The organism is Edaphobacter bradus (assembly GCF_025685645.1).
GTDB lineage: Bacteria > Acidobacteriota > Terriglobia > Terriglobales > Acidobacteriaceae > Edaphobacter > Edaphobacter bradus.
The window spans coordinates 211,216-228,851 of the sequence record NZ_JAGSYF010000003.1 but is presented as its reverse complement, the minus strand read 5'-3'; the positions used below and the strand labels follow the sequence as shown (position 1 = coordinate 228,851).

The window sequence follows — 17,636 nt, the reverse complement described above, 5'->3', positions numbered from 1 at the left end:
GTGAACTGGCTCCTTGAATGAGACGACACCGATAAGTGGGCGCGGTGTTCAGGTGGGTGGCCGGGCTCTTTAGGGCGGCGTAAGTATCTGCCGCATAAGGTTCAGCTACGGTCCCAGTTTGTTTTGGTGTAGTAGCCCTAGGGTTAATCAGGCGCGAGCGCGCTGTCAAGGGGCTCTGTATCAACGTTCTGCAAATCCAGGTTCTCAAAACCCGGTAATTCAGGGACTGATGGGATGCAAAAGCACGGATTTTACTGGAGCTGGTCGGGAACTACGGAGTACTGGATGAGGATCTCGAAGGGGATGATGGCGAGGGTGGCCTCGTGGGTGGCCTCGAGGACGATGGGGCAGGCGGCTCCTGCTTGTTGGACCTCGAGCCAACGCGCGGCGCAGACGCACCAGCGGTCGCCGGGCTTGAGGCCGGGGAAGCCGTACTGCGGCATCGGGGTGCTGAGGTCATTGCCAAGCTCGCGGGAGACATGGAGGAAGTCGGCGGTGACGACGCAGCAGACGGTGTGGACGCCGAGATCGTCGGGGCCGGTGTTGCAGCAGCCGTCACGGTAGAAGCCGGTCATGGGCTCGCAGCCGCAGGTGCCGAGCGGCTGGCCGAGGACGTTGAGGGCAGGGGCTTTGATGGGTTCGGTGGTCGGCATGTGCTGTGGCTCCAGTGCCCGGCGATGGGGCTGTTCGCGGGTTAGAGCTGCTCGAGGACGGACTGGACGCGGTCGCACGCCCAGAGCAGCTCCTCTTTCGTGATGATGAGCGGAGGCGCGAGGCGGATGACGTTGTCGTGGGTCTCCTTGCACAGGAGGCCCTGGCGCATCAGCGCCTCGCAGACGGGGCGCGCGGGGGAGTCCAGCTCGATGGCTACCCAGAGGCCACGGCCGCGAATCTCGCGGATATGCTGGTTCCTGATTTGACGGAGACGATCGAGAAGGACTGCGCCGAGTTCGGCGGAACGGTCTGAGAGGTTCTCCTCGACGAGGACGCGGAGCGATGCTCGCGCGACGGCGCAGGCCAGGGGATTGCCCCCGAAGGTGCTGCCGTGGTCGCCGGGAGTGAGGACTCCGAGAACCTCACGCGAGGACAGCACGGCGGAGACGGGATAGAAGCCTCCGGCGAGCGCCTTGCCTATGATGAGGACGTCGGGAGTGACTCCCTCGTGCATGCAGGCGAAGAGCTTGCCGGTACGGCCGAGGCCGGACTGGATCTCGTCGGCGATGAATAGGACGCCGTTTTCGTTGCAGATGGCTGCGGCCTCGCGGAGGTAGCCGTCTGGCGGGATGAGGACCCCGGCCTCACCCTGGATGGGTTCGACGAGAAAGGCCGCGGTGTGGGGCGTGATGGCGGCGCGGAGGGCCGCGGCGTCGCCGAAGGGGATGACCTTGAAGCCGGAGAGGTAGGGGCCGAAACCCATGCGGTACTGCTCTTCGGTGGAGAAGCTGATGATGGAGATGGTGCGGCCGTGGAAGTTGTTGGCGCAGACGATGATCTCGGCCTGGCCTTCTGGGATGCCCTTGACGGTGTAGCCCCACTTGCGGGCGATCTTGAGGGCGGACTCGACGGCCTCGGTGCCGGAGTTCATGGGCAGCGCCATCTCAAAGCCGGTGAGGTTGTGCAGCTCTTCGTAGAGGAGAGGGAGCTGGTCGTTACGGAAGGCGCGCGAGGTGAGGGTGACCTTCTGGGCCTGCTCGAGCAGGGCGGCGAGGATGCGCGGGTGGCAGTGGCCCTGGTTGACGGCGGAGTATGCGGCGAGGAAGTCGAGGTAGCGGCGGCCTTCGACGTCGTAGACCCAGACGCCGCTTGCTCGCTCGACCACGATGTCGAGCGGCTTGTAGTTGTGCGCGCCGTATTGCTCTTCAAGCGCGATGAAACGGGATGTCAGATGCTTCTCCTTGTGGAGAGGATCCTGCGAGGTGTCGTTTTGCAGAATTGTGACTGCCATATCGATCGCCTGACCTTTTGTTTGAGAGACGTCTGATTTTTCTGTGTGTTTCATCCATTATTTCATGCGCGTAAGCCACAAGCAGGACAGGACTCAGATGGCTCATGAAAAAATGGCGCGACTGCTGAGCCGCGCCATTCAGAGAGCGTGTTGCAATTTCAGCTATTTCGCGGCCATTGCAAGCTGCTGTTGATACTCTTCGTAGGGGCCCTTGTGGTCGGTGATTTGGAAGTCGTTGGGGCCGCCCTCGAAGTGCCAGATGCGCGTACCGACCTCTTCGATGAGGTCTTCGTCGTGGGTGACGAGGAAGACCGTGCCCTCGTACTTCTGCAGCGCCTGGTTGAGCGCGTTGATCGATTCGAGGTCGAGGTGGTTCGTGGGCTCGTCAAAGACGAGAATGTTGGGCTTCTGCAGCATGATCTTGCAGAAGAGCAGGCGCGCGGCTTCGCCTCCGGAGAGAGCTTCGGTCTTCTTCATGCCCTCTTCGCCGCGGAAGAGCATCTGGCCGAGGATTCCGCGGATGTCCTCCTTGGTGGCCTTGGGGTCGAAGGTGTGAAGCCACTCGGCGGCGGTAGTGCCCTTGGGGATGGACCCGGTGTGGTCCTGGGCGAAGTAGCCGATCTGCGCTTCGTGACCCCACTTGACTTCGCCGGAGTCGATGGAGACGTCGGTCTCTTCTACGGCGGGGCCGTTGGCGAGCAGCGCCTTGAGCAGTGTGGTCTTGCCCTGGCCGTTGCGGCCCATGAGGATGACCTTCTCGCCGCGCAGCACGGAGGCGGAGAAGTTGTTGATGACGTGCTCGGTCTTGCCGTCGGGCTGGGCGTAGGACTTGTTGACGTTCTCGAACTCAAGGACGTGCTTGCCTGAGGGGCGCTCCATCTTGAAGCTGATGTAGGGGCGCTGGATGTTAGAGCGGGCAAGCTCCGTGGTGGCGAGGCGCTCGACCTCTTTCTTGCGCGAGTTCACCTGGGAGCTGCGCGTGCCGGCGGAGAAGCGGGCGATGAAGTCGTTGAGCTGGGCGATCTTCTTTTCGCGCTGCTCGTTCTGGCTCTCGATGCGGGCGCGGACCTGGGTCTTCTGCAGCACCATGTCGTCGTAGCCGCCGGTGTAGGTGATGATGGTCTCGTAATCAATGTCTGCGATGTGGGTGCAGATGGAGTTGAGGAAGTGGCGGTCGTGCGAGATGGTGATGACGGTTCCGTTGTAGCGGAGGAGGAAATTCTCGAGCCAGTGGATGGAGTCGAGGTCGAGGTAGTTCGTCGGCTCGTCGAGGAGCAGCGCTTCGGGGTTGCCGAAGAGGGCCTGCGCGAGCAGAACGCGGACCTTCTGGCCGCCTTGAAGCTCGCTCATCTTGCGCTCGTGGAGCTCGTCGGGGATGTCGAGGCCCTGGAGGAGCACGGCGGCGTTGGCCTCAGCCTCGTAGCCGTCTTCGTCGCCGACGATGCCTTCGAGCTCGCCGAGGCGAGAGCCGTCTTCGTCAGTCATCTCAGGCTTCTCGTAGATGCGCTCGCGCTCTTCGAGAGCCGCCCAGAGGGCTTTGTTGCCCATGATGACGGTGTCGATGACGCGGTAGGCGTCGAACTCGTACTGGTTCTGCTTGAGGACGCCGATCTTCTTGGGGCGGACGACGTTGCCCTTCTGGGCGTCGATCTCGCCGGTGAGGACCTTCATGAAGGTGGATTTGCCGGCGCCGTTGGGGCCGGTGAGGCCGTAGCGGCGGCCGGTGGTAAAGGTGACCGAAACATCCTCAAAGAGGAGCTTCGAGCCGTAGCGCATGGTGACGTTGGAGACGGAGATCATGTGATTCCTCTTATTTTACAGGGTTTCGCCGAATTTCGCGGTGGATGCAATTGTGAGCAGCGGATCAATGGATCACGCGAGATCGGGAATGTGAAACGACGTGCAGCTCGAAGGGAGCGCTTGCAGCGGGAGCGTCGCCCCTTTGATCGCGTCAGAGGAGAGAAGTCGCACTTCGCACCGATTTTTACTGGCTTGCCATCTCGCGCGCAGCGATCGCCTCTGTGACCGGGGCAGAGGGCAGCGCAGGTCTGGAGGTCGGCATGCCGAAGAGCCTTTCGAGGCGTAGGCGCAGAGTGTCGGTCCTGAACTCGGTGAAGTAGGCGAGGAGATAGGCGTAGCCGACAGTCGCGAGCAGAATGCCTATGAAGAGGGCGACGGTCCGCAAGGAGGGAGTCCAGCGCGTATCCCCAATGAGCAGCGATGCAAGGAACACCAGCAGCGGCGTATGGACGGCGTAGAGAGTGTAAGAAAAACGAGCCAGATTGCGCGAGGCCCGCTCGCCCGGGGAGCCGGGGGTGTAGCAGTCGTTTGCAGAAAGCAGCAGCCACAGCAGGCCAAAGGTCAGGATGGCCAGGATGTAGTCGTTGAGAAGGCTCGGGAAGGTGTGGATCTTCGCCAGCCCGAAGAAGGCCGGCAGATAGATAGCCGCCGCGGCTATGCGCAACCAGTATCCCGCGCCAGCAGAGAGGCGTGGCGCAGGCAGCTTGTAGAGCAGCGCGCCCGCCAGCCAGATGGGAAACGAGAGAAGGATACCTCCGCGGACGAACCACGCCGTCGCCACGAAGAGCACGGCACACACAACACGATAAAGCCGCTGCGTCCGACGCCGCAGCGCGAGGATGCCCAGGGGGAAGAGGATGTAGTACCAGAACTCGTAGGCGAGGCTCCACAGCGCGCCGTCGGAGCCGAAGACTGGCGTGAGAACGACCTGCACGAAGAACAGATTGCCGAAGAAGATATGCGGGGCGAGGAGATGTCGCACATCGCCGATCATGTGGTTCTGAACGGCCCCGCTGTAGAGAGCCGGGGCGTGGCCGAGGCGGATTCCGAGCTTATCCCAGAAGAGGCACAGGAGAAGAGCCGGCACAAGGACAACCCAGAGGCGCAGGAATCGCCGCAGAAGATAGTCGCTCCACTGCCACTGGTTGCGATCGAGAGCACGGAAGACGGCTCCGCTGATGAAGTAGCCGCTGAGGAGGAAGAAGACGACAACCGCCTGATGGCCCGCTCCCGAGAGAAGGTACGGCAGCGCCAGCAGACCGCGATGCTGCGTAATCTGGTGATAGTCGATGAAGAAGAGGTTGCGCGAGTGTTCGAAGAGAACGACGAGAGCCGCGAGGCCGCGAATGAGATCGAAGAGAACGGAGGCCCGTGAGTCTGCGAAGCGAGCCGCGGTCTTTGGCAAGCTGGCCACGCTCATGAACAGGCCGCTTCGCGCTTGAACTTCCGGACGTCGCGCGTGCTGACCTTGGAGAAAGAGGTCATAGCTTTTCTTCCATCGTATAGGGCGGAGCTTGAGAGAAGGTAAATTTTTTCTTGAGTGACGCGCGTCAGGACTGGCCGGTGAGGACTCCGGCGGCGAAGACGAGGCCTCCACCGACGATGACCTGCAGGCAGATGCTGGATCGGAACACCTCCACCTTACAGGGAGTGCACCGCGAGCCCGGTTAAGACGAAACGCTCCGCGGGGCTGGTTGGCCGGCGCGGAGCGTGGTTGAAGCGAGGATTCAGACTGAAGCTAGCGCCCCCGGTTGCCGCGGGTTGGGCGGTTGCCCGAGTTTCCTCCGCGCGAGTGCGAGGCGTTGCGGCCGGGATGGGCGTTGTTGCCGCCGTGGCCCTGCTGCTGGCCTTTGCCCTTGCGGCGGCTGCGGAAGCCGTTGTTGCCGCCACGCGAGTCGGCAGGCTTGCCGTAGGCCGATGCGCTGGAGTCGTTGCGCCAGGAACGGGTCTCAAGGGCGAGCAGGTCGGTGACGCCAGAGTTCACGATGGTGTTGAGATCGACGGGCTTGTTGCGCTCCTCCCGCTCAAGGTTCTTATCGGCCTCGCGCCAGTCGAACTTTATGTTGAGTTCGCGCTCGAGCTTGCGTGCGTCATGGCGCTCCTGCGGCATGACGAAGGTGGTGGCAATGCCCTTAGCGCCGGCGCGTCCCGTCCGGCCGATGCGGTGGACGAAGTCCTCGCTGGCGTTGGGAAGGTCGTAGTTGACGACGTGGGCGATGTCGGAGATGTCGATTCCGCGCGCGGCGACGTCGGTGGCGACGAGCACGCGGTGCTTGCCATTTGCGAAGCCCTTGAGTGCCGCGGTGCGCTGCGACTGGCTGCGGTCGCCGTGGATGGCGTCGGAGTCGTGGCCGAGCTTCTGCAGCTTGCGTGAGATGCGGTCAGCGCCGTGCTTGGTGCGTGAGAAGACGAGGAAGGTTCCCTGCTCCTCGTTGAGCATCTGGTTCAGCAGGCCGAGCTTCTGGTCCTGCATGACGGTGCAGGCGCGGAGCTCGACGCGGTCCGACGGCTTCGAGGTGGCGCCGATCTCGATGCGGACAGGGCTCTTGACGTAGTCGCGCACTATCTCCTGGATGTTGGCGTCGAGCGTCGCCGAGTAGCACATGGTCTGGCGTTGGCGCGGCACGGCGGTGACGATGCGGCGGATGGCGGGGAGAAAGCCCATGTCGAGCATCCGGTCGACCTCGTCGAGGACGAACATCTCAACGTGGGAGAGGTCGATCTCGCGGCGGCGGAGGAAGTCCTCGAGCCGTCCAGGCGTGGCGACGACGAGGCGCGGTCCGCGGTCGAGCTGGTCGAACTGGTTGTTCTCCGAGAGGCCACCGCAGACGAGCACGGCGTCGTGCTTGGCGCTGGGCATCAGCTTCCAGTAGACGTCGAGGACCTGCATGGCGAGCTCGCGCGTGGGCAGAAGGATGAGCGTACGAATCGGGTTGCGCTTGCCGCGCGTGCTGGGCGCCGAGGTGGCGTCGAGCCGCTCGATGATGGGCACGAGGAAGCTGAGCGTCTTGCCGGTTCCGGTGGAGGCGGTGGCGAGGATGTCTTTGCCTTCAAGGGCGGGCGGAATGGCTCCGGCCTGGACCGGCGTGGGTTTGATGAAGCCGGCGTTGGTGAGGCGGCTCTTGAGGGAGTCGGAGATGTTGAAGTCCGTGAAGAGGGGACCGTTCTGGGGGAGGGTAGAGGTTGCGGCGTCAGCCTGCGGGGTTGCGGGCTGCTCGAGCGTTGCTGTAGTCAAGATGTGTTCCTTCGCGTTGATGAAGCGGCAGAGAGATGCAGATGCGCCTAGGCGCCATGGATTCGGGTAATCAGCAAGGCTTTGTACGTCCGAAGCGTTGCTGCTGCAGGCGAGACTCGTCCGATGACGGCCTCGAGCCAGAGCAACCAACGCGGCTTCCAATTCAGGTGGGAAGACAGGCGGTGGGGAGAAGCGATCGCAGTCTCTGGCCAGATCTCCGAATTCCACGAGGAGTCTTTGCCTGCGATGCTCTTTGCGCGTGAGTCATTTTCTCACTGCGCAACTATACTATATCACAGTTGCGAGGCACATTTTGCAGTTTCGCATTTGGTCCTTGCTGCTGTTTGGAGAGGTGACGGTCAAAAGACGTTCAGCTGGCAGTCATGATGGCTCGGCGTGTGAGTAGGATGAAGAGTTCATTGGGGTGATAGTTAGTTCGACCAGCCTTTTGCAAATGCCTTCATCGGTCGAGGCGAATACATCGAAGTATAGGAGGGTTTTGTTCTGGCTGGCGGTGCTGGCCAGGCTTCGCAGAATGAAGTGGTCCGGTCTCGACAGGTGGCAGTAGTAGTCACCCTGACTGGAGAAGAATACGAAGTGGTGATATCCGATGCTCTCCAGATAGTCGAAGCCGTCCCAGACCTGCTCATGCAGACCAATCAAGAGATCCGGGTACCATTCGAAGTAGAGGGCCGGCTTGTAACGGTCAAGGAGTGCAGCGCCCGAGCGCAAAACTGAGAAATCGTACCCTTCGGTGTCAACCTTGACGAGGCTCAGGCTTCCGTGGGCTTCTGCGAATGGGCCGGCGACAGCATCCAGCCGTATCAGTCGGCCGTACTCGGAAGACTCGCCGGACTTTGCCTGATCCACCAGTTTGGTCGATGAGTTTGCACGGCCGTCATCCTCGAGCCAGACGACGGTGCCTTCGTGCTCACCAATGAAACACTGCTCTGTCTGTACTCGAGGGTTGTTGCGATGATTAAACTTGCATATCCGGGCGATATCTTGGTCGGCCTCGATGCAGAGATAGGAGACCCCGGGGACGAACTGGTCGATTACAGCGACAGTCTCACCGATATTGGCGCCCACATCGATTACAGTCAACCCCGAGTTGCCGGAAGAGGATGATGCAAGCGCACTCACGGCCAACGCGAGAGGGCGGTTGTACTGAGGGTAGTTGTACAGGACAGTGGGTAGGGCATGTTCTGCCGGCATCACCATGGAACGGCCATAGAGATACCCATCGACCGTATGGTTTGCTCCTACAACTGGCAGCAAAAACTTGGCGACTGTCCTATGAAGGATTCGCCCAAACTCTCGAACTATCAAATTTGGGTGCGAAGACAGGACCTGCAACCTGTTTACGATATCGAAGGTAAATTGGGCAAGACGTGAAGGAGTTCTCTGCATACCTCAATTCTTATCATTCATAGTCGTTTCTGTGCCACGACTTCAATTTGTGCTAGCGCCTTCCCCAAAGTCTGATCCGTAGGCACATTTAATAGACGGGCCGCTCTGATAAGGACTTGGTCGAAAATACTGTCAATTAGCCCCATGCCCAAGAACCAGTGCCGTATACGAAAGAAAATGCTACGGACAGGTTTAACAGCACGAAATGGAATCAATGGTTTCCAATGACAATAATGACCGCTATGGCGCTTAACGGAGATAATAGTGGCGCCTGGCAAAGAGCTGACTAAGTCCTTCATATTAAATGACACTTCAGGATGCTTAGAAATTCCGTCCAAGCGAAACATGCTCTTATGATCAGTGTTGAAGAGACTGGGCCAGTATCCCTGCTCATAGAGTTCCTCATCGGGAACGACCGTAATTAGGTATCCACCAGGTTTTAGCAATGTCCACCAGTCTGCTATGGATTTTTGAGGATTTCTCATGTGTTCCAAGCAATGTGAACTATGAACGCAAGAAAAACTCTCTGGCTTGAAATAGTTAAGAATTTCATTTGCATCTCCGTCCTCTTGGTCGAACGGCGTAGCGTGGGGAACAACTAAATCGGGACCACATCCAATATCGAGGACGCTGTCGTTCATATATCTAGAATAAAAATCGCTGTTACGAACAGATCTCGTTTTGGACGCTTCGTTCATTCGTCGTTCTCCGGAATCAATAGTAGCAAATCGACTTAAGGAGACTCTGACTAAGCTTTTTTCCTTTCACTGGGGGGTTAGATAGAGTTCGCGCAGATGGGAACTCTAATGCACCAGCAGACGACCTGCGGATAAAATGTAAATCAGTTACTACCCGGGGAATTTGATGTTGCTGCGGCAAGGCATTTGTTCGGATGCGTTTTCGTCCAATTGCGAGCCTCAAGAGAGATGCTAATCTTCGATGATCCATGCGTTGCGCGCCAAGCTTAAACTTAAAGATGACCCGCGATTGGCTCGCGTCCTCAAGGGAGGGCTATCGGGAGTTTTGGGGAAGGCGACGGCTGTTCTAGTCAATGCTGTTAGCCTGCCAATTACGGTTCGGTATCTTGGTCGAGAACAATATGGCTTCTGGGTAACGATCAGTACCACAATCATGATGTTGGCGGTGCTTGATCTGGGAATCGCCAATACGCTCACCAACAGTATCTCGCGAGCTTATGCCGAACGCTCCGAAGAGATGGCGAAGCGCTACTATGCCACGGCATTCTGGGCCACGTCTGCTATTGCCATACTTCTGGGACTTATAGGCGCGGTCATCTGGCCCCATATCGATTGGGGAAAACTCTTCGGATTGAGCGACTCAGCGATGGGTCGACAAGCGGGGAAATGCGTAGCCATCTCATTTGGTTACGTTCTTCTCACCCTGCCGTTGGGGCTTGCCAATAAAGTTATGGGCGGATACCAGCGTGTGCCGGTGACAAATATGTTCGCGATGCTCAACAGCGTGCTTGGGCTGGTAGCGACCATTCTCGTGGTACGAATGCATGGCACAGTGGTTGATCTAATGGCTGCTTTTTGCGCCGCTATGCTGACTGGAACCATCTTGCTGAATCTTTGGATGGGCCTTCGTCATGAACCACGTATTCGTCCAACACCGCGAAGAGCGCATCTGGGCGCAGCCCGCGAGATTATGAGCCATGGCGTGCTCTTTTTCATTCTTCAGATTGCTGGGCTGGCTGTCTTCAATTCCGATAACCTCATCATTGCGCACTTCCTCGGAGCCGAGCAGGTGACTCCCTATGCAGTTACCTGGCGACTCGTGGGATATGCCTCCGTGTTGCAGTCTCTCGTGGTACCGTCGCTTTGGCCGGCGTTTTCGGAAGCGTATGTCGGACAGGATATGGCCTGGATTCGCGCGGCCTACCGTCGTATCATGCGTGCCACCTTATTGATCGTGACTCCTGCCGCTTTACTGGTTGGTTTTGCCGGACGGTGGATCATCAGCGTATGGGCCGGTAAGGCAGCAGTTCCGAATCCGGGCCTTCTGTGGGGTATGTGCTTTTGGGCTCTGCTGCTAGCCATTACGGTCAATCAGGCAGCTTTGCTGGCAGCAACCCAACGTCTCCAGTTGCAGGCTGTTTGCTCAGTCCTCACAGCAATCCTGAATCTCGTGCTCTCCATCGCGCTAGTGCAGCGCATCGGAGCGATTGGGGTTCTTTCGGCAACGATCATCTCTTACCTGCTGTTCGTTGTTCTTCCTCAGTCGTGGGAGGTGCGGCGAATACTTCACGGTCGATACCTGACAGTGAAGAGTGAAGAGGAAGGCCCTATTGAAGAGGTATCGACATATGGAATCTAACCTCCTCAAGCGTGTCCTTCGCCGTGGATTCAACTTTGTCATCGCTGGCCGGTTCTTCCGACTGTATGCGCCGCAGGCAGCTCCTGCTCCGCCAGGCGGACGTCATAAACTCGCGATCTCGGACCTCATCCCGCACCTTGGCGACAAGGTCATGATCTTCCCACTGCTCGACGCTCTCCGCCGGGAAAACCCTGATCTTGAGATCAGCTATTTCACCTCCGGTGCGGGGAGTCTCATCGGCTCGCACCCCGCAGTGGATCACCTCTATTGCATTGCGCGCAAGCAGGCGAAGAACCGTCGCTTCCTTTCTCCTCCCTTTCTTTTTGAGGTTCTCCAATGGTGGTGGCGTGAATTGCGCAATCTTCGCTTCCACACAGTAGTGGTCCTTCGTGGTGGTGTAGAGCCATCTTTCTCGCATCATCTTGCGTGGCTGCTGGGTGGAAGGGCTCGCTTCGCCTACAGCCCCAAGCTGGAACCCGAAAAATGGGAGAGTCAGTTTGGCGTCTCGCCTCTTTTCACTGCTGAGGTGACAGAGATGCGAGGCGTTCATGAAGTCAGCCGCGGAAACGAAGTCTTGCAGCTGGCTGGCCTGCTTAAAGAGCAGGTAGACATCAGGCAGCCGGTGCAGAGTGTGTTGACGATCGCACACAGTCAGGCCGCTCGGACTTATCTGGGGCAGCTAGGCTTGTCAGGCCGGCCCTACGCCGTTATCGCTCCGGGGGCCTCGTTACCGCGACGCGCATGGTCTGCTGCCGATTTCGGGGAACTGGCCCGCCTGGAACTGCTGCCTCGCGGTTGGCTGCCTGTGCTTGTGGGCGGTCCGGAGACCGCCATGGCTGCTCAGGTGATTCAAGGACACATCAGAGGGGGTGTTCTGGATTTGACAGGCAAGACGAGCTTCGAACAGCTCGTTGCGGTCTGTGGCGGCGCTCAATGTTTCCTTGGGAACGACTCAGGAACGTCACACGTTGCCGGTGCATGCGGTGTTCCGACTCTCATTGTGACTGCCTTCGCGCACAGCGGCCAGCCACATCATCATGCATCGCCTAAACGCTCGCATCCCCTTGGACCTTGGGTCGCCGTGGTGCAGCCAGACAATCAGCTGCTACCATGCACAACCGAGTGTCTCGCGGATGAGGTGCATTGCATTGGGCAGGTCACCGTGGAGGAGATGGGCACGGCACTTCGGAAGCTCCTCGAGAAGAACGTTGGCCAGTTCAAGTCGCGTCTGCATGCCAAGGTCGGGGCTGGATCGGAATAGGCGTCGAATCTACGAATCTACGCAAGAGAGACAAAAAGAGTGCGGCCCCGAGGCCGCACTCTTGTTTTGTTCCAGTTCTTCCACTATCAGATGTGGCAGCTCACCATGCCGCGCTTTTCGAGGTAGCGCTGGTGATACTCCTCGGCCCGCCAGAAGGTCCTTGCCGGACAGACCTGCGTGGCGATGGGGTTGCGGTAGGTTCCTGCCGCGCTCAGCTCGGCGATCTTGGCTCGCGCCTGCGCCTGCTGCTCGCCGGTATTGGTAAAGATGACGCTGCGGTACTGGGTTCCCCAGTCCGGGCCCTGGCGGTTGACTTGTGTGGGATCGTGCAAGGCGAAGAACGCGTCGAGAAGGTCCTCATAGGAGATGCGGGACGGGTCGTAGGTAACTTGAACAACTTCCGCGTGGCCGGTGCGGTCTGTACAGACTTCCTTGTAGGTTGGGTGTTCCAGGTCGCCGCCCTCGTATCCGACAGCTGTCTCAATTACCCCGGTGATCTCGTTGAACTTCGCTTCTACACCCCAAAAACATCCTGCTCCAAAGGTTGCTTTTTCAATTGCCACTCTTGTTACTCCTTTACTGCTCACTGCATCCATTGGATGCTTCCGGAGGTGAGTTTGTCATCACCCGGAGTGTGAATTGCGGGAGTAATTTTGGGCGCACCTGTGGAACTGTGTCAATGGATTTCGCTGTAACTAAAGTTGTACCGGTCGAGGTGAGTGGCGGACGACCAAATTGCTGGAAATAAGGGGCTTTTTGGCGTGGGTGCGCAGGCTGATCCTGCGCTGCCCGGACAACGAGCGGCCGGCCGACGTGAAGGCTAGCTCGATCGCCGGCGCGTCGAAGTCTTCGGCGGAAAAGAACGGCGTTTCGCGGCCTTCGGCGGGACGGGTTTTTTCAGCTGCGCGAACTCCGGGGTCCTCTGCTTGGGAACGACCTTCAGGCCTCGTGCGGCGCGGTCGAGAGCCGTGACCTCGCCCGATGTCAGCTCGCGAAACTCGCCTGGAGGGACGTCGAGGCGCAGGGCTCCGTAGCCGATGCGGCGAATTTTTTCGACGTGGTGGCCGATCTCCTCGAACATTTTCCGGATCTGGCGGTTTCTGCCCTCGGTGAGGGTGAGCTCGTACCAGGGATTGTCGCCGCCGCGAACCTGCTCGATTTTGGCAGGCGCAGTGATGACGCGGTCGCGGCGTCCGCTGCGGACCTCGTTGAGGCGGCCGCGGTCGATCATGATTCCGTGGCGGAGCTGCGCGATCTTCTCGGGTGGGGGAGCGCCGGAGACCTTGACGAGGTACGTCTTCTCGACTCCGGCGGCTGCCTTGGAGAGCTTGTTGGCTAGGTCGCCGTCGTTGGTCATCAGCAGCAGGCCCTCGCTGAGGTAGTCGAGCCGGCCGACGGGGTAGAGGCGGACGTTGTCGCCGTGCGGGCCCTTCTTCGCGGTCATCAGTTCCATGATGGTAGGGCGCTTCTCTGGGTCGGAGAGCGTGGTGACGTAACCGCGTGGCTTGTTGAGCATGTAGTAGCGCTGCTCTTCGCGCCCGTGGAGCAGCTTGCCGTCCACGCGGATGTGGTCGCGCGAGAGATCGGCGCGGGTCCCCAGCTCGGTAACGGTCTGGCCGTTGACCTGCACGCGGCCTTCGAGGATGATCTCCTCGGCCTTGCGGCGGCTGGCGATGCCGGCCGCCGCGAGAATCTTCTGGAGGCGCTCTCCTCGGGGTTCGGTCGATTCGGTCATCCTTCCATTATGAACTGGATGCGGACTCGGCGCTGCGATTCAGCACGGCTAGGCCTGGGGGAGGTGCAGCGACAGGCCGTACTCGGCGAAGGCCTCGAGGATCTTCGGCAAATCGGCAGTAGTCAGTCCGGAGATCTTCTCGAAGAAGCCTTCCATGCCGGCGGGTGAGATGAAGACGAGAATCCTGCCGGTGGTCGTGCCCGCGTTGCGGAAGGTGTGGACTCCGCCGCGGGGAGCGAAGAAGACCTCGCCGACCGGAGCCTTGATCCACTGCCCGTCGCTGAGGATCTCGAAGTCGCCCTCGAGGACGGTGAAGGTCTCGTCCTCTCTGGTGTGCGAATGAGGCGGCGGACCGCCTCCGGGCCTGGTGGTCTGGATGACCGTGACAGACGCGCCGTTCGTCATGGCGCCGTCGACGAGAATGTCGACCTTCTCGCCCAGAATGTTCAGGCTCTTGATTGGCTGCATTGAAGCTCCGATTTCAACGAAATAGGGGCACATGAAACCGCATCAGCATAACGGAGAATCTGTCTCTCGCCTACTCGGTGGTGCTGGTTGTCTCTGATTTCTGCTCGGGTTCATCATCCGGCAGACCATCGTCGGGAAGCTGATCGTCGAGAGGATCGTCCACGGGGTCGGGGCTCCCGTCGGCCTGGGGCAGGTGTGTGTGGCGCTCGGGCTGCAGCTCTTCGGGGGTCTCGGGCGCGTGGTGGACGGGAGTTGCCTCGTCCAGCGGAATTTCCTCCTGCTCGGCGAGTTCGCTGGCCATCTTCTCGAACTCTTCGATGGAGGGAAGCTCGTTGATGTCTTTGAGGCCGAAGCGCAGAAGGAAGTCGCGCGTGGTCTTGTAGAGGATGGGGCGCCCGATGACCTGTTTGCGGCCGGCCGTGGTGACGAGCTTGCGCGTCATCAGCGAGCCAAGCACGCCGCCAGAGTCGACGCCGCGGATCTCGGAGACCTCGGGTGCGGTGATGGGCTGCTTGTAGGCGACGACGGCCAGTGTCTCGAGCGCCTGGAGCGAGAGCTTCAGCGGCGGCTTGAGCGACTTGACGAAGCCGCGCACGGCATCGTGGTACTCGGGCTTGGTGGCGAAGCGGTAGCCGCTGGCGACCTCGCGAATCTCGAGGCCGCGGTCGCCGTTGGTGTAGTCGGAGATGAGCTGGTCGAGGATGGAGCGGAAGTACTCGCGCAGGCGGCGCGCAGTCTCTTTCTCCTCTTTGGACTTCCTGCCGGAGTCGTCAGCGGTAGCCTCTGCGGCCGCGGGGATGGCCGCTTCAGAAGCGGGAGCGGCTGCCTCGGCTGGGGCAGCTGTCTCCCTGGGGGCAATGATCTCTTCGTTGAGCGCGTCGGGATCGGCGGACTCGGCAGCCTCACCGTCAACCAGGCTGCGGGCGGACTCTTCTTCGAGGGCGAGGGCCTGCTGAGCGGCGGCCAACTGGTCAAGCTCGGCCTGGGCCTCCTGGCCGAGAAGCCCGATGAGTTGGGCGAGGGTGACCGGTTCTTCCGAGGCGTAGATGACTGCTTCAATCTTAGCTTTGAGACTCATGTATCTCATAAGCATATCCAACGTCGCGTAGGATTGCTTGCGGGAAGGGATGGCGGTTATGACGCGGCGAGAGTGGCTTCGGCGGGCGGCGGGAACTGTTGTAGCGGCAGGGCTTCCGGCACTGTTCGGACGGCGGGCGGGCGCGCTGGCAAAACGGCGTCATGGCAACCCCGACAACATTACCGGGCGTGGCTCGCTGGCATCCCGCGCGGCCGCTCGCGGAATGCTGGCGGGAGCGGCAGTGGACACACGGCTGCTGCGCACCGACGACACGTACCGCCAGGTGCTGGCCGAGCAGTACAACATTCTGGTAGGCGAGAACTGCATGAAGTTCGGAGCCACTCAGCCCAGGCCCGAAACCTACTATTTCAACGACGCCGATGGCCTGGTGAGCTTCGCCGAGTCTAACGGGATGAAGGTGCGCGGGCACAACTTCGTCTGGCATGAGGCGCTGCCGGAATGGTTCGCCGGGACGGTGACCAAGGAGAATGCAGAGAAGATTCTCGTCGACCACATCATGACGGTCGGCGGCCGTTTCAAGGGAAGGATTCATAGCTGGGACGTTGTGAACGAGGCGATCTGGATTCCGGATGGACGTCCTGATGGACTGCGGTCGTCGTCGCCGTGGTTTCAGATGTTGGGGCCGGACTACATCGACTTCGCTTACCGCACGGCGCGCGAGGCCGACCCGAAGGCTCTGCTGACCTACAATGACTACGGGATCGAGTACGACAACGGCGAGGAAGCGAAGAAGCGCGCGGCGGTGCTCGATCTGCTTAAGCGTATGAAGGCTGCGGGCACGCCGATCGACGCGCTGGGGGTGCAGTCGCATCTGAATGCCGCTTCGACGAGCGGCTTCGGCAGCGGCCTGCGCGAGCTTCTCGACGGCGCGCGGAGCCTGGGGCTGCAGGTCTTCGTGACGGAGCTGGATGTGAAGGACGATGGCCTTGAAGTAGACGACGTAGCCAAACGCGACGAGGCCGTGGCAGGCGTTTATCGCGACTACCTGGGACGGATGCTCGAAGGCAGAGAGGTGAAGGCGGTGCTGACCTGGGGCGTCAGCGACGCGCACACGTGGCTGAACGGGGCAAAGTGGCGAGAGAAGCATCCTGACCGTGAGCAGCGTCCGCTGCCGTTTGACGACCAGTACTCACCGACGCCTGCGTTCTTCGCCCTGCGCGAGAGCTTCGACAATGCGAAGCGGCGATAGCCGCAGAGGTGTCCAGCAGGAAAACATCTTCTCCGAAATATGCATCAGCCTGCATGTTTACTGAAAAGGTTCTCCTGCGAATCGTGCGAAATAGCGGGCACTTTTTCCGACTCAGCTCTGGCTTGTGAATTGCAACAGCCGCTGCAATGCAGATCAAAACCTTCCTTCTCCTCACAGCAAGCCTTGCTGCCATCCCCGGCGTGTGCAAGGCTGACGGTTCGGCCCCCTTCGGTGTCGCAAGCGCATATAACCTCGTAGCCCTCGGAACGGTGGATGGCCACGGCAACACTGTTCTCCCCGGCAACATCAGTACAAGCGCTGACGTCACAGGACGCGTCGCCGCGGCTGGGATGGTGCTCAACGGAACAACGATTGGCAGCTCGCTGAACGGAGACCCCTGGGGCTCGCTGGCCGCCTACGACTTCGTCTCGAGCGGCGGTCTGAACCCCGGCGAGTCCTTCAACATCAACAGCCATGGCAACGCGTACGCTCCGGGCGCAGATGGCTCGTTTAACTTCAACGGCGGCGGCCACCGCGTCACGAGCGGCGGCTCGGGCATCGACTTCAACAGCCTGCGCACGACGCTCGATGCGGGGTCGCTCTATCTCAACACGCTTGCGGCGACCGGCCAGGTGCTGGGGACCAACCAGCCCGGCGTCAATCCTTCCTTCTTCGTGTTGAAGGGGACGAGCACGACGCTGAACATCTTCAACATCACGGCGGCGGAGTTCGCCGACACGAGCCACCCCATCGATATCCAGGCGCCGGCAGGCTCGACGATCATCATCAACGTCGATGGGACGAACCTTACGCTTGGCTCGCCTCTCTTCTACAACGAGAACCAGGCCACAGGCGACAGCAGCGCCGATGACAACATCCTGTTCAACTTCGCCGATGCACAGACAGTCACGATCGACGCGCAGTTCACTGCGTCGATTCTGGCTCCGTTTGCCATTCTGACCGGAGATTCGCAGATGGGCGGAACCTTCATCGCGGCGCAGATCGGCCAGACGGGCGAGGTCCACAACGATGAGTTCACGGGCACGCTGCCCGGTCCGCCGCCAGCCACGACGCCTGAGCCGGGATCGCTGGCTCTGATGGGAACAGGAATGGCTGCGTTTGCCGCGGCGATCCGGCGAGTGAAGCGCTCCTGAGCG

Annotated in this window: 15 protein-coding genes; 4 read left to right on the top strand and 11 right to left on the bottom strand. The window is 60.3% G+C overall.

All coding sequences use genetic code 11. The features are described 5' to 3' along the window. Positions 1 to 251: 251 nt before the first annotated feature. The 7 genes from OHL16_RS13305 to OHL16_RS13275 all read right to left on the bottom strand — a co-directional run bounded on the left by OHL16_RS13305 (position 252) and on the right by OHL16_RS13275 (position 9,088). Positions 252 to 653, bottom strand: coding sequence for a DUF2237 family protein (locus OHL16_RS13305; RefSeq protein WP_263367654.1), 402 nt, complete (start codon positions 651 to 653; stop codon positions 252 to 254). 41 nt (positions 654 to 694) lie between these two features. Next, positions 695 to 1,945, bottom strand: coding sequence for an ornithine--oxo-acid transaminase (gene rocD / locus OHL16_RS13300; protein WP_263367653.1), 1,251 nt, complete (start codon positions 1,943 to 1,945; stop codon positions 695 to 697). Positions 1,946 to 2,107: 162 nt separating this feature from the next. Beyond that, the gene (locus OHL16_RS13295) at positions 2,108 to 3,745 is read right to left on the bottom strand and encodes an ABC-F family ATP-binding cassette domain-containing protein (RefSeq protein ID WP_263367652.1); all 1,638 of its coding nucleotides are present in this window, start codon (positions 3,743 to 3,745) and stop codon (positions 2,108 to 2,110) included. Positions 3,746 to 3,929: 184 nt separating this feature from the next. Then, on the bottom strand, positions 3,930 to 5,165 hold the full coding sequence (locus OHL16_RS13290; RefSeq protein ID WP_263367651.1) for an acyltransferase family protein: 1,236 nt from the start codon (positions 5,163 to 5,165) through the stop codon (positions 3,930 to 3,932). Positions 5,166 to 5,483: 318 nt separating this feature from the next. Then, positions 5,484 to 6,980, bottom strand: coding sequence for a DEAD/DEAH box helicase (locus tag OHL16_RS13285; RefSeq protein ID WP_263367650.1), 1,497 nt, complete (start codon positions 6,978 to 6,980; stop codon positions 5,484 to 5,486). Positions 6,981 to 7,361: 381 nt separating this feature from the next. Next, the gene (locus OHL16_RS13280; protein ID WP_263367649.1) at positions 7,362 to 8,201 is read right to left on the bottom strand and encodes an FkbM family methyltransferase; all 840 of its coding nucleotides are present in this window, start codon (positions 8,199 to 8,201) and stop codon (positions 7,362 to 7,364) included. Positions 8,202 to 8,407: 206 nt separating this feature from the next. Further along, positions 8,408 to 9,088, bottom strand: a complete 681-nt coding sequence (locus tag OHL16_RS13275) for a class I SAM-dependent methyltransferase (protein WP_263367648.1) — start codon at positions 9,086 to 9,088, stop codon at positions 8,408 to 8,410. 241 nt (positions 9,089 to 9,329) lie between these two features. Between OHL16_RS13275 and OHL16_RS13270 the strand changes: the two genes are divergently transcribed. Together OHL16_RS13270 and OHL16_RS13265 are read left to right on the top strand one after the other, a co-directional pair. Further along, the gene (locus tag OHL16_RS13270; protein ID WP_263367647.1) at positions 9,330 to 10,727 is read left to right on the top strand and encodes a lipopolysaccharide biosynthesis protein; all 1,398 of its coding nucleotides are present in this window, start codon (positions 9,330 to 9,332) and stop codon (positions 10,725 to 10,727) included. Further along, entirely contained in the window at positions 10,717 to 11,988 is a 1,272-nt protein-coding gene (locus OHL16_RS13265) for a glycosyltransferase family 9 protein (protein WP_263367646.1), read from the top strand. Before OHL16_RS13270 ends, OHL16_RS13265 begins: the two co-directional genes overlap by 11 nt. Positions 11,989 to 12,074: 86 nt before the next feature. Here the strand turns inward: OHL16_RS13265 and msrA are convergent, their stop codons facing one another. The 4 genes from msrA to scpB all read right to left on the bottom strand — a co-directional run bounded on the left by msrA (position 12,075) and on the right by scpB (position 15,269). Further along, the gene (msrA, locus tag OHL16_RS13260) at positions 12,075 to 12,551 is read right to left on the bottom strand and encodes a peptide-methionine (S)-S-oxide reductase MsrA (RefSeq protein WP_263367645.1); all 477 of its coding nucleotides are present in this window, start codon (positions 12,549 to 12,551) and stop codon (positions 12,075 to 12,077) included. Positions 12,552 to 12,808: 257 nt separating this feature from the next. Then, entirely contained in the window at positions 12,809 to 13,723 is a 915-nt protein-coding gene (locus tag OHL16_RS13255; protein ID WP_263367644.1) for a pseudouridine synthase, read from the bottom strand. 48 nt (positions 13,724 to 13,771) lie between these two features. Beyond that, complete coding sequence (locus OHL16_RS13250; protein WP_263367643.1) at positions 13,772 to 14,191, bottom strand: cupin domain-containing protein; 420 nt, start codon at positions 14,189 to 14,191, stop codon at positions 13,772 to 13,774. A 70-nt stretch (positions 14,192 to 14,261) separates the two neighbouring features. After that, the gene (gene scpB / locus OHL16_RS13245) at positions 14,262 to 15,269 is read right to left on the bottom strand and encodes an SMC-Scp complex subunit ScpB (RefSeq protein WP_263367642.1); all 1,008 of its coding nucleotides are present in this window, start codon (positions 15,267 to 15,269) and stop codon (positions 14,262 to 14,264) included. 58 nt (positions 15,270 to 15,327) lie between these two features. Here scpB and OHL16_RS13240 point away from each other — a divergent pair, with 58 nt between their 5' ends. Both OHL16_RS13240 and OHL16_RS13235 read left to right on the top strand, forming a co-directional pair. Beyond that, on the top strand, positions 15,328 to 16,479 hold the full coding sequence (locus tag OHL16_RS13240) for an endo-1,4-beta-xylanase (protein WP_263367641.1): 1,152 nt from the start codon (positions 15,328 to 15,330) through the stop codon (positions 16,477 to 16,479). Positions 16,480 to 16,625: 146 nt separating this feature from the next. After that, positions 16,626 to 17,633, top strand: coding sequence for a choice-of-anchor A family protein (locus OHL16_RS13235; protein ID WP_263367640.1), 1,008 nt, complete (start codon positions 16,626 to 16,628; stop codon positions 17,631 to 17,633). Positions 17,634 to 17,636: the final 3 nt, after the last annotated feature.

Excerpts from the sequence above, each read along its gene's own strand:
- OHL16_RS13270 (WP_263367647.1), top strand. The coding sequence starts at position 9,330 with ATGATCCATGCGTTGCGCGCCAAGCTTAAACTTAAAGATGACCCGCGA.
- OHL16_RS13295 (WP_263367652.1), bottom strand. The coding sequence starts at position 3,745 with ATGATCTCCGTCTCCAACGTCACCATGCGCTACGGCTCGAAGCTCCTC.
- OHL16_RS13280 (WP_263367649.1), bottom strand. The coding sequence starts at position 8,201 with ATGGTGATGCCGGCAGAACATGCCCTACCCACTGTCCTGTACAACTAC.
- rocD (WP_263367653.1), bottom strand. The coding sequence starts at position 1,945 with ATGGCAGTCACAATTCTGCAAAACGACACCTCGCAGGATCCTCTCCAC.
- OHL16_RS13290 (WP_263367651.1), bottom strand. The coding sequence starts at position 5,165 with ATGAGCGTGGCCAGCTTGCCAAAGACCGCGGCTCGCTTCGCAGACTCA.
- OHL16_RS13305 (WP_263367654.1), bottom strand. The coding sequence starts at position 653 with ATGCCGACCACCGAACCCATCAAAGCCCCTGCCCTCAACGTCCTCGGC.
- OHL16_RS13265 (WP_263367646.1), top strand. The coding sequence starts at position 10,717 with ATGGAATCTAACCTCCTCAAGCGTGTCCTTCGCCGTGGATTCAACTTT.
- OHL16_RS13250 (WP_263367643.1), bottom strand. The coding sequence starts at position 14,191 with ATGCAGCCAATCAAGAGCCTGAACATTCTGGGCGAGAAGGTCGACATT.
- OHL16_RS13255 (WP_263367644.1), bottom strand. The coding sequence starts at position 13,723 with ATGACCGAATCGACCGAACCCCGAGGAGAGCGCCTCCAGAAGATTCTC.
- OHL16_RS13235 (WP_263367640.1), top strand. The coding sequence starts at position 16,626 with ATGCAGATCAAAACCTTCCTTCTCCTCACAGCAAGCCTTGCTGCCATC.
- OHL16_RS13275 (WP_263367648.1), bottom strand. The coding sequence starts at position 9,088 with ATGAACGAAGCGTCCAAAACGAGATCTGTTCGTAACAGCGATTTTTAT.
- OHL16_RS13240 (WP_263367641.1), top strand. The coding sequence starts at position 15,328 with ATGACGCGGCGAGAGTGGCTTCGGCGGGCGGCGGGAACTGTTGTAGCG.
- scpB (WP_263367642.1), bottom strand. The coding sequence starts at position 15,269 with ATGAGTCTCAAAGCTAAGATTGAAGCAGTCATCTACGCCTCGGAAGAA.